Genomic DNA, 14,149 nt, shown 5'->3' with positions numbered 1-14,149 from the left:
ACGTTGGTGTTTTCCGGCGCTGGCGCTGCTGCGATTGCCTGTCTTGATTTGCTAGTCCGTCTGGGGTTGAAAAAAGAGCACATCACGCTAGTAGATTCCAAGGGCGTGGTGTTTCAAGGTCGCGAGCCAAATATGGAAATCAATAAGGCCCGTTACGCGACGACCCGCGATGTACAAACGCTGGAAAATGCTGTGGCTGGTCAGGATATTTTTTTGGGTTGCTCGGCTGCAGGGTTACTCACCGCTGCAGCAGTACAAAAACCCGCTCCAAGGGCGCTCATCCTAGCGTTAGCCAATCCCGAACCGGAGATTCGTCCAGAAGTGGTGGCATCGGTCAGAAGCGACTGCATCGTGGCGACCGGCCGTTCTGACTATCCGAATCAGGTCAATAACGTGTTGTGTTTTCCCTTTCTATTTCGCGGCGCGCTTGATGTCGGTGCCACGCAGATTACGCCTGGCATGAAGGCCGCCTGCGTCGATGCGATTGCCGATCTTGCACTCGAAGAAGTGCCATCGTGCGTGCAGGCTGCCTATCCCGGACGTCACCTAAGTTTCGGACCGGAGTACATCATCCCAACGCCTTTCGACAGCAGGCTGATTGAGCGGGTTGCGCCTGCCGTTGCGTTAGCCGCAATGCGCGACGGCGTTGCAACGCGAGAAATTGGCGACATGGCGCAGTACCGACTCTCACTGCGCAAGCTGATCAACCGTAGCTTGGCGATAGGGGAGTGAGATTGATGGTGCGATGTGGATCGCTATAGTTTTATAGGAAACCTTGTACATAAAAACAGTTTTTTAATGGTGTGGAGAAGATAAAAATGAAATACAGCAAAGTAGGACTCAGCGCATCCCTGATCGGCGCTGGCATGGCAAATCCGGCAGCCGCGCAAACCAATGTCACCATCTATGGCGTCGTGGATACCTTCATGACCAACATACACGCGACAGGCGTGCCGTCGGTGACGCGGATGGATGCCAGTGGTTTGTATCCCAGCCGACTCGGTTTTAAAGGAAACGAAGATTTGGGAGCTGGCCTTAAAGCTAACTTCGTCCTGGAGAGCGGCTTTAATTCTCAAGACGGATCGCAAGCCGATTCGAATCGGCTTTTTAATCGGCAATCCTGGGTTGGATTATCGAGTCAATGGGGGGAGTTTCGTCTAGGCCGCCAAAATACGCCGCAATTTTATATGAATGGCAAATTTGATGCCTTTGGCGGAACGACTCAAGCCTCGGGCTGGAATAACATGTTTGGCGCAACGCTTCGGGTGGACAATGCGATTGGGATTTTTTCGCCGGATATGAACGGATTCAAGGTGCAAGGTTTATTCGGCAGAGGTGCTATTGCTGGCGGAACGCCTTTGCCAGAAGTGAGCGGCAATAACAATCTGCATATGGCGGCTGAATATGAAAAAGGCGCGTTCTATGCCGGTATCAATTATGAAGAAATCAGCAATACGGCATTGGCTTATAAGGCAAAACGCACCGCCGTCGGAACGTCTTATCGCATCAACGACCAATGGAAAGTATTTGCCGCCATCGACCGTGAAATCGCAACAGACAACAGCATCGATAGCAATTTATATTCGGTCTCTGCGCTGTATAGTTTTACACCCGTATCGTCGTTGGCTTTTGGCTATGCGGCGACTCGTGACCATGTAACGGGCAAGGGACATGGCAACGCTGTCGAACCCAGCGTTCTCTATCGCTACATGCTTTCCAAACGGACGACACTGTATTCAGGTTATTCACATTTAAAACAACAAGACAACCGAAATAGTTTCGTTTTAGGCGGTGCTGCAGTAGTCCAGTCCGCCGCACGCGTGGCATCTGTTCCGGGCGGCACGATTAACGGTGTGCAGTTAGGTATCGTGCACTTTTTCTAAGTAGCTAAAAATGAGAGTTTTAGTTTGATGCGTCGCTGCTTTAGCGGGTGATGGCGCATCCTCCCAACATGCCGATGGCACCTATGCAGCATACGCAATAGGTGCCATCGGTATTTTGTTCAAAAGAGACGACTTTCTGTTTTAAACAGTTTCGCTCACCAGTTTTGCAATCGCTTCGCCCATCGCAGTAGTGGAGGCAGTGCCACCCAGATCGCCGGTATGCGGGCCGGTTTCCAGTGCTGATTTAATGGCGGCAACGATGGCGTCGTGGGCTAAACGACCTTTGCTGTCATTACTATTGCCACAGAGGAAATCCAGCATCATCGCGCCGGACCAGATCATCGCAATCGGGTTGGCGATATTTTTGCCATAGATATCGGGCGCAGACCCATGGACCGGCTCGAACAATGAAGGGAAGTTGCGTTCCGGATTCAGATTGGCGGATGGCGCGAGGCCAATCGTGCCGGTGCAGGCGGGCCCGAGGTCAGAGAGAATATCGCCGAATAAATTGGAGGCCACCACGACATCAAAACGCTGTGGCTGTAATACAAAGCGCGCACAAAGAATATCAATGTGCTGCTTGTCCCAACTGATATCGGGATACTGGCTTGCCATTTCGGCAGCGCGGGCATCCCACCACGGCATGGAGATCGAGATGCCATTGCTTTTGGTGGCGACTGTCACGTGTTTGCGCGGACGGGTTTTTGCCAGCTCAAATGCAAATTTCAATACCCGATCACTGCCACGGCGAGAAAATACCGCCTGCTGCATGACGATTTCGTTCGGTGTGCCCTCGTACATAATGCCGCCAACCGATGAGTATTCGCCTTCGGTATTTTCACGGACGATCATCATGTCGATATCGCCAGCACCGCGATCCGCCAACGGACTGCGCACGCCTTTGAAAGTCTGTGCTGGGCGCAGGTTGATATATTGGTCGAATTCACGGCGGAACTTTAACAACGAACCCCACAGCGAAATGTGATCCGGAACGATATCCGGCCAGCCCACAGCACCGAAATAGATCGCGTCCATTCCTGACAGCTGTTCTTTCCAGTCCGCTGGCATCATGCTGCCGGTTTGCGCATAGTAGTCGCAGCTGGCCCAGTCAAACTCCGTCAGTTCCAGCGTAATCCCGAAACGTTGCGCCGCCGCTTTCACGACGCGCAGGCCTTCTGGCATAACTTCCTTGCCTATGCCATCGCCCGCCAGCACGGCTATTTTGTAGGTTGTGTTCATAATTTCCTTTTAGGGCGTCTGCGACGCAAGATACACAGCATTATATTCACTATGATTACACCTATAATTGCTATTTCCATCGCTATATTGTGCACAGATCGTGAATAAACTACCCACCCCGGATGACTTGCGCGTATTTATCACCGTTGTGCGCAAATCCAGTTTCTCGGCAGCGGCGGATGAATTAGGCAGTTCGCCTGCTTACATCAGCAAACGCATTCGAATTCTGGAAGAAGAACTATCCACGCGCCTGTTTAAGCGCACCACGCGCAGCGTTGTCGTTACCGAAGAAGGCGAGCGCGTTTATCACTGGGCGCAGCGGATTCTGGACGACATCGATCATTTGTTGCAGGAAGTATCCATCACGCGCCAGGTGCCGCGTGGGGCGATGCGGATTTGCAGCAGTTTTGGCTTTGGCCGCAATGTCGTCGGTCCGGCAATTTCAACACTGATCGCGCGTTATCCGTTGCTAACAGTACGCTTTGAGGTGTTTGACCGACTGGTGGACGTGGCTAGCGAAGGCTTTGATCTCGACATCCGCGTCGGCGATGAAATAGCGCCGCATCTGCATGCCCGTCGTCTGGCATCCAATCACCGCGTGTTATGCGCATCCCCGGCATATTTGCAGCGACGCGGCCATCCACATGCGTTGAGCGATCTGGCGCAACATGATTGTCTGGTGATCAAAGAGCGCGATCATCCGTTTGGAGTGTGGAAACTGCGCAATGATAACGGCGAAGAGCAAACGGTAAAGGTGACCGGCCCTTTGTCGACTAATCACGGTGAAGTAGCAGTGCGGTGGGCGATTGACGGTCGCGGCGTGGTGCTGCGTTCTATCTGGGACATCGGACAATATTTAGAAAGCGGGCAGTTGGTCAGAGTGCTGCCCACTTATCAGCAAGAAGCCAATATTTGGGCAGTTTACCCATCGCGTCTGAGCAATTCAGCCAAGGTACGCGTATGCGTTGAGTTTTTACAGGAATTTTTTGCTGATGGTCATGCTGGGAGAGATGTGCAATAAGCCTCTGCGGCCCAATTATCATCATGCCATCCGGTGCGGGCCGCTGCGGCGAAATTCCTCTGGGCATCGTTAAGCCGGGCATTTTATATCTGCCCGGCTCTCTCACCCTGAGGATGTATTTGTCAGAAAGATGTCTGACTACCCTTTATTTTTATAGCGTCTGCGTTGAATGATCACTCCCAGCAGTAGCAAAATGATGAGGGCGAACAAGCCTATGAGCGGAATAATATAAGGTTGCATCCGCGCCAGCAGTGGCTTGGGGCCGCCATCGCGTGCGACCGCTACGTCCTGCGGCGTTACCTGAACGCCGGGACTGCCGTATTGCTCCAGCACGTAATTGGAAATCTTCGCGATCTGTTCATTCGTCAGCGGATTGACATACGACAGGCTATCGAAGCGCGGCATCAACACGTCCTCATCGCCGACCTTGCGTTCAACCCCATACAGAATCGCCCCTTGTTTGTTCACTTTTAGGGATGTCGTACGCAATAAAGGCAGCGGGCAAGATGGTGACTGTTGACGATGCATAATTCAAGCCTTCGCCAAAGTTTGTGCAATGGCATCGGCCGCTTTCAATTCTAACGTTGCCATCGGGTATTGGTGAGGCGATGGATACTACGGGACCAAATAAAACGTTTTGGAAGGTCAGTAACGGTTGCAGAGTATCGTCATTGAGGATCGGGGTGAGCGATTAATGATGTCAAATCGATATGCTATAGAGAATCGAGAGACGCGATCGAATGTCGCAAGTCAGACGCCAGATTGTTGGCGACGCGCCAAATGTGGCCTGGGGCGTTTGATGGGGAGAGGTGAAAATGACGTTATCCCAGTACGACTATGCGTGCACTGGTGGAGATAAAAATGTCAGCGTGCCGTCGATGAGAAAACATCTCGCTCCGACAGGACGGCACGCTATACGCACCCGCTGACCGGTGGCATAAAACCACACTCAGATTAAATTCAAGCGCCGATTGTCTTTTGCAAGATCAAATCAGAGGCTTTTTCACCAATCATCATCGTGGCAGCGCAGATATTCGCAGAAGGCATTTTCGGCATCACTGAAGAATCGGCGATACGAAGACTTTGCAGACCATGCACGCGTAACTGATCATCAACCACCGCCAGCGGATCGGACTGCGGCCCCATATGCGCGGTGCCATTCAGATGATAAGACGACACCCCAAAACGTCTGGCGAAGTCGAGCAATTCGTCATCGCTGGTTAAGGCTGCACCCGGCAAGGTTTCGTTCTCGACAAATTGCTTCAGTTCGGCTGTTTGCAGTAATTTACGCGCAAGACGAATACCATCAATTAACACGCGGCGATCATTTTCATGCGTGAGATAGTTCGGTTGAATAACCGGATCTTCAAATGGTTGCGCTGACTTGATGCGGACATAGCCGAGACTTTCTGGCCGATGTTGCCAGACGCCTGCGGTAATGCCAGGAAATGAATCTAGCATGCCGACGTAGCCTTCGCGGTAACTGGCTGGGGCAAAGACACCTTGCAAATCTGCCGAGGCGAGTTCTGGCCGCGATTTCCAGAAATAATGCACCAGAGACGGACTCAGCGCCATAATGCTCGGGCGCTTGAATGTCCACCGTGCTATCTGCATGCCCAGATTCACTCCGGTGACCAGTTCGTTCATGGTGCTGCAATTCACCCGCGCTACTAGTCGAACGGAATAGTGGTCGCTTAAATGTTCGCCAACTCCGGGTAAATGATGGACTAAAGGAATCCCAAGCTGTTGCAAATGCGTCGCCGCGCCCACGCCCGATAGCTGCAACAACCTTGGCGTATTGATCGCACCGCAACACAAAATCACTTCCTTGTTCGCCAGCACGTTGCGCTTGCTATTGATATCGCGCTTAATCGCGTACTCGACCCCGATAGCCCGTTTGCCGTCGAACAGAACGCGGGTCGCCTGTGCGTTGGTGCGGACTGATAAATTCTTCCGTTGCTTTGCTGCACGCAAAAACGTATTCGACGTGCTCATGCGCCAGCCGCGACTGATGGTGCGTTGGAAATAGCCGACGCCTTCTTGCGTTGCACCGTTGTAATCCGGATTGCGCGGAATTCCTATGCCCTCGGCACCGGCAATAAAGGCTTCGCACAATGGATGAATCCAGTCGATATCCGAGACCGGCAGTTCGCCGCCACGTCCACGGTAAAGATCGTCACCACCTGTGCGTAATTCAGAACGTTTGAAGTAGGGCAGGACGTCGGCAAAACTCCATCCCTTATTGCCTAACGCTTCCCAGCCGTCGTAGTCCGCATGTTGCCCGCGATTGTAGACCAGGCCATTGATCGAGGTTGAGCCTCCCAACGTCCGGCCTTGCGGTACGGGAATACGCCGTCCGTTGGTCATCTCCGAGGCTTCCGTCTCGAACGGCCATGTGAACGCGGGATTGAACAGTGTTTTGATAAATCCAGCGGGGATATGCAGGAACGGATGCCAGTCGGTAGGTCCAGATTCCAGCAGGCAAACGCTGAACTTGCCGTTTTCTGACAAGCGATTAGCGAGAATGGCACCGGCTGCACCGGCACCCACGATGACGTAATCGAAACGTTCGCCTGTTGGTGCATTCGCTGTGGTATTAGCTTTGTTACTCATCTTTGCATTCCGGTTCGACGTAGTGCTGTTGAATTAATGTGCGCCTAGATAAGATGCGCGTATCTGTGGATTATTGAGTAGCTCTTGTCCGCTGCCCTGCAAAGTAATACTGCCAGTCTCAAGTACATAGGCACGATCGGCTACTGCCAGCGCTTGATTCGCCATTTGCTCCACCAGCAGTATCGTCAGGCCGCGTTCGCGCAACAGGCGAATACTCTTGAAAATGTCTTTGATAATCAGCGGTGCCAGACCTAACGATGGCTCGTCCAGCAGTAGCAATCGCGGCTTGCTCATCAGCGCTCGTGCCATCGCCAGCATTTGCTGCTCGCCGCCGGACATCGTGCCTGCTAACTGATGTTGTCTTTCGCGCAAACGGGGAAACAGCGTGTAGCCGTATTCCATCGCCTCGTCACGATCAGCCGCAGAACCTTTCAGGGTATAAGCGCCAAGTAGCAGGTTGTCACGCACGCTCTGATCGGGAAACACGCCGCGACCTTCAGGCGATAACGTTACGCCTAGCTTTAGACGTTTATGGGCGGGCAGGTTACTGATATCGTTGCCATCGATAAAAATTTTGCCCGATTTCACTGGCTCTAATCCTGCGATGCTTTTGAGAAGGCTACTTTTTCCAGCGCCGTTTGCGCCAATGATGGTAACGATTTCGCCAGCTCTGACATCGATAGAAACATTGCGCGTTGCTTCGATTGCACCGTAGGAGATAGACACGTTTTGCAGTGTCAATATTGGGATATCAGGATTACTCATCATCTGCCTCTGCACCGAGATACGCTTCAATCACGCGAGGATTTTTTTGTATTTCCTCAGGACGCCCCTGGGCGATTTTAATGCCGTAGTCCAACACGATGACATGATCGGAAATGCTCATTACTAAGTCCATGTGATGCTCGACCATCAAGATCGTAATGCCCAGATCGCGCACCCGCAGCAGCAACTGACCAAGTTCGGCGGTTTCTTGTGGGTTAAGGCCGGCGGCAGGCTCATCCAGCAACATCAGCGCAGGCCGCGTTGCCAGCGCACGGGCCAGTTCGACGCGACGTTCCAGACCGTAAGGCAGACTGCCAGCCGGTAGATGGGCGTGCGGCGCAAGCCCGACAAAATCGAGAATGGCTAACGCATGGGTCCGCGCGGCAGCTTCTTCAGCACGCGCACCGGGCATCGTCAGCAAGGACGACCAAAAGCCATTTTTCATCCTGCTATGGCGACCCGTCAGCACATTGTCTAGCACAGACAAATCACGGAACAGGCGCAAATTCTGAAAGGTTCGACCCATCCCGGCGGCGCAGATGGCGTCGACCCGGTTGCCACCAATCGGCTTGCCCAGAAAGCGTATCTGACCTTGGTCAGGTACAACGATACCGGTCAGCATGTTGATCATCGTACTTTTACCCGCGCCGTTTGGCCCGATCAGCGCATGGATATGACCACCTTGCAGTTCAAACGAGACATCCTGCGCCGGGCTAACGCCGCCGTATGATTTACATATGCCTTCGACGGACAGCAGCACGCCTGACTGTGTGGCTGTGTTCAGTAGCGAAACTCCGCCCGTGGCGCTCATACCGCCAGCGTCTGCAATGTCGGGATTTTTTTGCATTCGACGCAGCAACGGGGCGAACAGACCTGCGACGCCGTTCGGCATGGCATACAGGGCGAACAGCAGCAGCGCACCGTATACAAAGTGTTGGGCAGATGGCCATTTGGAGAGAAGCGCGTCGATGACCGTCAACAGAATCGCGCCCAGCAAGGGTCCCAGCATTGATCCTGCGCCACCAAACAAGACCAGCAACAGGATAAAAATGGAGAGATTAAAATTAATAAAATCGGAATTGATGTACTGATTTTGCTGCGCGACCATCGCGCCAGCGATACCGCAAGTCACCGCAGCGATGACGAATGCCAGCACCTTAGCGGGATAAACTCTGATGCCGACCGAAGCAGCGGCGATTTCATCTGCCTGCAATGACAGCAGTGCACGACCAAAACGACCGTTGAGGAAGTTGCGCAACAAAAGATGTGTTGCCGCGCACAGCACGATACCGAACCATACCCACTGCACATTGGTCATGGGCGCCGCGCCGATACTCAGCGGTTTGATGCCGTAAATGCCTGCAGCACCACCGAACAAAACGTCCCATTCAGTGACAATCTTTTCAATCAACGTGCCGAAGGCGAGAGTAACCATCGCCAGATACGGCCCTTTGACCCGCAATGAGGGAAGCGCGACTAAAACGCCGCACAAACCGGCGACCACGCCAGCAGCGATCATGGCAAGCCACGGCGACCAGTTAAAGTTGACGGTTAATAACGCAGCGGTATAAGCACCAGCAGCAAAAAGTCCTGCTTGTCCGAGGGATTTTTGTCCGGCATAACCGACCAACACATTCATACCCGTCGCGCACATGAAATAGACGCAGATCATGAACAAAATACGCAGGTAATAGTCGTTGCCCGCGATGCCCGCCAGAACGGCGGCGATCAGGCCAATGACAATCACACCGATCACGTGAACAGAAAAAAAACGGACGTTTATTTGTGGCTGAGTTTGCTGACCTGGTGGCTGCGGAATTGACGCCAGCCGCGAGCATTTTCTGTGTTTTATTTCCCATACCTGTACTCATACTTTTTCTACCATTTTTTTGCCGAATAACCCGTTCGGTTTAAAGGCAAGGACCAGAATAACCAGCATGAAGACAACGATCTCGCGCCATTGGGCTTGCCAAAGATTAATCATGGATTCAAGAATGCCGAGGACAAAACCGCCAATAACGCAGCCGCGTGGATTGGTAAGTCCGCCGATCATCGCACCGGAAAAACCTTTAAGCGCGATGCCGAGACCCATAAACAGCGATGCGGAAGCGATAGGCGCGAGTAGATAACCGCTGAGGCCAGCCAGTCCGGAGCTGACGAAAAATGCGCCCAACATAATCGCGTTCACATTGATCCCCATCAGCGCTGCGACATTACGGTCATGCGCCACTGCGCGCATCGCTTTACCGATCAATGTTTTGCGCATGACCCAGTCAAAGATGCCCATGACGACTAACGTGACGCAGATCAGCAATAGCTCTTGCGATCTGAAACCTACGCCGAAGAAGCGAATCACCCCTTCACCAAAAGGTGCTGGTACTTTCATTGGTGCAGGGCCCCAGATTGCCAGACCCAGACTTTGTAAGATGATGCCGAAACCAATCGTGCTCATCACCCACGCCATGCCCGGCTTACCGGCAAAAGGACGAACTGCGGTGAGGTAAAGCACGATGCCGAGCACGCCCATTACGGCGATGGCGATAAATACAGCGATCAATTGTTCGTTGCCGTGGACGACCAGCGCTTCGATGCTGCCCCGTAAAGGCGCACCGGTCAGCAGCAGCATCACAGACAGGCCGATGAAGGACCCCGCTGAAACAAAATCACCGTGCGAGAAATTGAGGGTCTTGGTAGTGGTGAAGGTAATGCTGAATCCCAGCGCCACCAGCGCGTAGGCCCCGCCCAGCGCAAGTCCGCTGATCAGCGCCTGAAGCAATGCTTCTGTCATGTTGTACTCCAACTCGGTAAAAATGCTGCCCGCCCGCTAAGCCATGCCTTCATTGATGAAAGCATGAATGACTTAACTAAACTGGGCGGTGTTCGATACGGCCGACCACGTTGGTCGGCCATCAGTTCTGAATTTACTTCAACAAATCCGCTGGGGTGATTGCCTTGGTCACGCTATCTTCATAGTTGACGATGCGGCCGCTTTTCCATTGTGCGAAATGGAAATCGCTGACGGACAGAGCTTCATGGTTAGTCTTCGAAAACGGCTTTTGATAGGTTTTGACGACGCCGTCAGTAGTGCCCAGATTCTCCAGTGCCTTCTGGACTTTATCGCCATCGGTTGAACCCGCTTGCTTGATGGCTGCTGCCAGCAATTTAACCGCATCATAAGATTGTGCGGCAGTCACGAATGCCGTCATCTTCGGATGTTTTTTCAACAGCGCAGCATTCAGTTCTTTGGCTTTTGGTGTGCTGGTTTCAGTGGTTGATGCAGTGAAGATCAACTTTTCAGCCAGCTTCGCTCCGGCGAGTTGAATCACAGGGGTGTTGACGTTGGCCCATGAACCCAGCGTGATCGGGAAGTAATTGATTTTTTCCATACTGCGCAACACATACGCATTGGCATCGGCCAGACCATAGATGATCAGCGTATCGGCACCGCTGGCTTTGATCTTGCTTAGCTGCGATGTCATGTCAGTATCTTTGCCGCCAAACTTTTCTTCAGCAGCAGGTTTCAGACCGTGTAACGCCAGCACCTGATTAAGATCCTTCAATCCTTGTTGACCATAACCGGTGGAGTCAACGATGAATGCGATTTTCTTGTTCTTTGTCGCCTTGACTGCATAGGCAACAATCAACGCGATCTGGTCACGATCGATCATCGATACACGGAAGATATAGTTTTCTCCGGTACTTTCAAAACGTTTGGTGATGTCGGTTGCAGTAGCAATCGGTGAGATCACCGGAATTTTCTTTTGCTGCGGCAAATGCAGCCACGCCATCATATTGCCGGAATTGGCAGACCCGATCAGCGCAATCACTTTTTCGTTATCGAGCAATTCGTTGGTGTTCTGGATAGCCTTAGGCGGTTGCGCCACGTCATCGCGTGCGACGATGCTGATTTTGCGGCCTAACAAGCCACCGGCCTGATTGATTTCATCGGCTGCCTGCTCTGCGCCCCACAATGCGGATAGTCCGAATTCGGCTGAACCGCTGGCTGACATGTCGCTGTTATAGCCGATCTTGATGGTTTGCGCCTGTACCGCTGGCATCGCAATCATTAGTGCTGCAGCTACCGCGCTGCCCGTGATTATTTTGCCAAATTTACTCAACATTCTTGTCTCCTGTTAGCTTTTTTAAAATGCATTCAAATCAAAAAATGTCACCGCACGCACTACTGCATGCGGCCCGACATACACACATACTTCAACTCCATAAATTCTTCCATACCGTAGCGTGATCCTTCGCGTCCAACGCCTGATTCCTTGATGCCGCCGAAGGGGCCGACTTCGTTTGAAATCATGCCGGTATTGACGCCGACCATGCCGTATTCGAGCTTTTCCATCACACGCCAGATGCGCTCCATGCTGTCCGCATAGAAATATGCCGCCAGACCGGACGGGCTGTCGTTTGCCTGTCGTATCGCCTCTTCTTCATCCCGAAATGTCGTGATTGCCAAGACCGGTCCAAAAATTTCTTCATGAGCGATTGCCATCGCGCCGGTGATGCCGGTTAACAGCGTTGGCGTATAAAACAAGCCGCCGAGCGGATGGGTGCTGCCGCCTGTGATCAGCTTTGCACCCTTGTCGATGGCATCGGCCACCAGTCGTTCAACTTTGTCGACGGCGGCGCGGTTGATCAACGGTCCTTGCACGACATCGGGCGTCATCCCATTGCCCACCTTCAGTGCTTCAACCTTCAGCTTGAGCTTTGATGAAAATACCTCGGCAATACTTTCGTGTACCAGAATGCGGTTAGCGCACACGCAGGTCTGCCCGGCATTGCGGAATTTAGAGATCATCAAGCCGTCTACCGCCTGATCAATATCGCCATCTTCAAAGACGATGAAAGGCGCGTTACCGCCTAATTCCAGCGATAGTTTCTTGATGTTCGACGCGCATTGCGCCATCAATAGGCGGCCGGTAGGCGTCGACCCGGTAAAGGTCAATTTTTTGACTATGCTGCTGGAGGTTAATTCTTTGCCTATAGCGACGGGATTACCCGTGACAATGTTTAAGACGCCAGCAGGAAAACCAGCGCGATGGGCCAATTCAGCCAAGGCCAATGCAGAATAGGGCGTTAATTCGGCGGGTTTCAGGACGACGGTACAACCAGCAGCAAGTGCTGGCGACACTTTGCGCGTCACCAGTGCTGATGGAAAATTCCATGCCGTGATCGCCGCGCAGACGCCAATTGGCTGACGCAACGCCAGCAGGCGTTGATCGCTGCGCGTTTGCGGCAATACATCGCCATAGACCCGCTTGGCTTCTTCAGAAAACCAGTCGACGAAGGACAGCGCGTATTGGATTTCGCCGCGTGCTTCCGACAGGGGTTTGCCTTGCTCTAGCGTCATGATCTCTGCAAGATCGTCGATGTTGGCTAATATCAGATCGTGCCAACGACGCAGAATTGCACCGCGTTCTTTGCCGGTCTTCGCGCGCCATGCCGGTAAAGCAGCGTCGGCAGCGTGGATGGCCCGACGTGTTTCGGCCTCGCCCATATTCGGCACGCTTCCCAGCGCGTTGTTATCTGCGGGATTGTTGACGGCAAGCGTAGAACGGTTATCGGCATCGCACCATTGCCCGTTGATATAGGATTGCTGATGGAACAAGTTCGCGTCACGCAGGTTCATGAATCTTTTCTCCGAAATTCGTTTTTGCTTTATTTGATTTAGTGAGTTGCCTGGCTTGCTGTGACCGGCATCGGTGCCAAGTCGGTACGCTTGCCAGCTTTGATGATATGGCCCGGCACGTCATGCCCAAGAATGTCAGGCAGATCGCGGGCAATCGTTAGCAGTTGATCGAGATCAACGCCTGTGTCGTAGCCGGAAGATTGCAGCATGTGGACCATGTCTTCAGTGCAAATGTTACCGGTAGCACCGGGCGCATACGGACAACCGCCAATGCCGCCTAGCGATGCATCGAAACTATTAATACCGGCAGCGATACCCGCCATCACATTGGCCAAGCCCATGCCGCGGGTATTGTGGAAATGCAACGTCGCCGGTAATTTTGGGAAGGCAGTTTGATAGGCTTCCGAAAATCGGCTCACTTGCGCCGGATGTGCCATGCCACTGGTATCGGCCAGCGTCACGCTATGCATGCCGATTGCCGCGTATTGCTCAACGGCCCACAGCACGCGATAAAGCGGTTGATCGCCCTCGAACGGACAGCCGAACGCTGTGGCAACGGTGCCGTTGACGCGAATGTTACTGCCACGTAGCAGAGTGATGACACGACGAAATTGCTCTAAAGATTGTTCGCACGTCATGCGCATGTTAGCGAGGTTATGGGTCTCGCCTATGGACATGACCAGATTAATTTCATCGACGTTGCATTCGATGGCGCGTTCGCAGCCGCGCTCGTTGGGCACCAACGCAACATAGGTGACATCGGCAGAACGCGTAATCCCCTGCATGACTTCCTGTGCATCGCGCAGATTGGGAATAGCTTTTGGCGATACAAACGAAGTGACTTCGATTTTCGCCAAACCGGTTTTGGACAGACGATTAATCAGCGCTATTTTTTTGTCCGTAGGGACAAAATTCGGCTCACTCTGAAAGCCGTCGCGTACCGCAACATCGTTGACGTAGATGCGCTTTTCTGCGGTCGTGATTGCCATG

12 protein-coding genes are annotated in these 14,149 nt (G+C 52.9%); 3 read left to right on the top strand and 9 right to left on the bottom strand.

Annotated features, from left to right (window positions below):
• The first annotated feature begins 6 nt into the window (after positions 1 to 6).
• Both C7W93_RS05470 and C7W93_RS05465 read left to right on the top strand, forming a co-directional pair.
• A complete protein-coding gene (locus tag C7W93_RS05470) occupies positions 7 to 732 on the top strand; it encodes a malic enzyme-like NAD(P)-binding protein (protein ID WP_370446396.1) in 726 nt (241 codons plus the stop codon).
• Positions 733 to 818: 86 nt separating this feature from the next.
• Positions 819 to 1,883, top strand: coding sequence for a porin (locus C7W93_RS05465; RefSeq protein WP_108439110.1), 1,065 nt, complete (start codon positions 819 to 821; stop codon positions 1,881 to 1,883).
• Positions 1,884 to 2,024: 141 nt separating this feature from the next.
• On the opposite strand, the gene C7W93_RS05460 is transcribed toward C7W93_RS05465, so the two are convergent.
• Positions 2,025 to 3,122 carry a tartrate dehydrogenase gene (locus tag C7W93_RS05460; protein ID WP_108439109.1) on the bottom strand — a complete coding sequence of 366 codons (1,098 nt, stop codon included), beginning with the start codon at positions 3,120 to 3,122 and terminating at the stop codon, positions 2,025 to 2,027.
• 100 nt (positions 3,123 to 3,222) lie between these two features.
• On the opposite strand from C7W93_RS05460, the gene C7W93_RS05455 reads away from it, so the two are divergent.
• Positions 3,223 to 4,143, top strand: a complete 921-nt coding sequence (locus tag C7W93_RS05455; protein WP_108439108.1) for a LysR substrate-binding domain-containing protein — start codon at positions 3,223 to 3,225, stop codon at positions 4,141 to 4,143.
• A 138-nt stretch (positions 4,144 to 4,281) separates the two neighbouring features.
• Here C7W93_RS05455 and C7W93_RS05450 read toward each other — a convergent pair whose 3' ends face one another.
• From C7W93_RS05450 to C7W93_RS05415, 8 genes are all read right to left on the bottom strand, one after another.
• On the bottom strand, positions 4,282 to 4,671 hold the full coding sequence (locus C7W93_RS05450) for a hypothetical protein (RefSeq protein WP_108439107.1): 390 nt from the start codon (positions 4,669 to 4,671) through the stop codon (positions 4,282 to 4,284).
• A gap of 432 nt (positions 4,672 to 5,103) precedes the next feature.
• Positions 5,104 to 6,756 carry a GMC family oxidoreductase gene (locus C7W93_RS05445; protein WP_108439106.1) on the bottom strand — a complete coding sequence of 551 codons (1,653 nt, stop codon included), beginning with the start codon at positions 6,754 to 6,756 and terminating at the stop codon, positions 5,104 to 5,106.
• 33 nt (positions 6,757 to 6,789) lie between these two features.
• Positions 6,790 to 7,521, bottom strand: a complete 732-nt coding sequence (locus tag C7W93_RS05440; RefSeq protein ID WP_108440497.1) for an ABC transporter ATP-binding protein — start codon at positions 7,519 to 7,521, stop codon at positions 6,790 to 6,792.
• Positions 7,514 to 9,268, bottom strand: coding sequence for an ATP-binding cassette domain-containing protein (locus C7W93_RS05435; protein WP_225869755.1), 1,755 nt, complete (start codon positions 9,266 to 9,268; stop codon positions 7,514 to 7,516). Before C7W93_RS05435 ends, C7W93_RS05440 begins: the two co-directional genes overlap by 8 nt.
• Before the next feature lie 120 nt (positions 9,269 to 9,388).
• Positions 9,389 to 10,309 (bottom strand): branched-chain amino acid ABC transporter permease, encoded by a 921-nt coding sequence (locus C7W93_RS05430; RefSeq protein ID WP_108439105.1) that lies wholly within the window; start codon positions 10,307 to 10,309, stop codon positions 9,389 to 9,391.
• Positions 10,310 to 10,442: 133 nt separating this feature from the next.
• Positions 10,443 to 11,642 carry an ABC transporter substrate-binding protein gene (locus C7W93_RS05425; RefSeq protein WP_108439104.1) on the bottom strand — a complete coding sequence of 400 codons (1,200 nt, stop codon included), beginning with the start codon at positions 11,640 to 11,642 and terminating at the stop codon, positions 10,443 to 10,445.
• A 59-nt stretch (positions 11,643 to 11,701) separates the two neighbouring features.
• Positions 11,702 to 13,159 carry an NAD-dependent succinate-semialdehyde dehydrogenase gene (locus C7W93_RS05420; RefSeq protein WP_108439103.1) on the bottom strand — a complete coding sequence of 486 codons (1,458 nt, stop codon included), beginning with the start codon at positions 13,157 to 13,159 and terminating at the stop codon, positions 11,702 to 11,704.
• Positions 13,160 to 13,197: 38 nt separating this feature from the next.
• Positions 13,198 to 14,148: a hydroxymethylglutaryl-CoA lyase gene (locus C7W93_RS05415; RefSeq protein ID WP_108439102.1), complete on the bottom strand. Its 951-nt coding sequence runs from the start codon at positions 14,146 to 14,148 to the stop codon at positions 13,198 to 13,200.
• Position 14,149: the final 1 nt, after the last annotated feature.

Source organism: Glaciimonas sp. PCH181 (genome assembly GCF_003056055.1).
GTDB lineage: Bacteria > Pseudomonadota > Gammaproteobacteria > Burkholderiales > Burkholderiaceae_D > Glaciimonas.
The sequence above is the reverse complement of the archived record's forward strand: the minus strand, read 5'-3'. Positions and strand labels throughout refer to the sequence as shown.

What these genes read in the sequence shown, in the direction of transcription:
- C7W93_RS05465 (WP_108439110.1), top strand. Translation starts at nt 819, where the DNA reads ATGAAATACAGCAAAGTAGGACTCAGCGCATCCCTGATCGGCGCTGGC.
- C7W93_RS05460 (WP_108439109.1), bottom strand. Translation starts at nt 3,122, where the DNA reads ATGAACACAACCTACAAAATAGCCGTGCTGGCGGGCGATGGCATAGGC.
- C7W93_RS05450 (WP_108439107.1), bottom strand. Translation starts at nt 4,671, where the DNA reads ATGCATCGTCAACAGTCACCATCTTGCCCGCTGCCTTTATTGCGTACG.
- C7W93_RS05445 (WP_108439106.1), bottom strand. Translation starts at nt 6,756, where the DNA reads ATGAGTAACAAAGCTAATACCACAGCGAATGCACCAACAGGCGAACGT.
- C7W93_RS05440 (WP_108440497.1), bottom strand. Translation starts at nt 7,521, where the DNA reads ATGAGTAATCCTGATATCCCAATATTGACACTGCAAAACGTGTCTATC.
- C7W93_RS05430 (WP_108439105.1), bottom strand. Translation starts at nt 10,309, where the DNA reads ATGACAGAAGCATTGCTTCAGGCGCTGATCAGCGGACTTGCGCTGGGC.
- C7W93_RS05425 (WP_108439104.1), bottom strand. Translation starts at nt 11,642, where the DNA reads ATGTTGAGTAAATTTGGCAAAATAATCACGGGCAGCGCGGTAGCTGCA.
- C7W93_RS05420 (WP_108439103.1), bottom strand. Translation starts at nt 13,159, where the DNA reads ATGAACCTGCGTGACGCGAACTTGTTCCATCAGCAATCCTATATCAAC.
- C7W93_RS05415 (WP_108439102.1), bottom strand. Translation starts at nt 14,148, where the DNA reads ATGGCAATCACGACCGCAGAAAAGCGCATCTACGTCAACGATGTTGCG.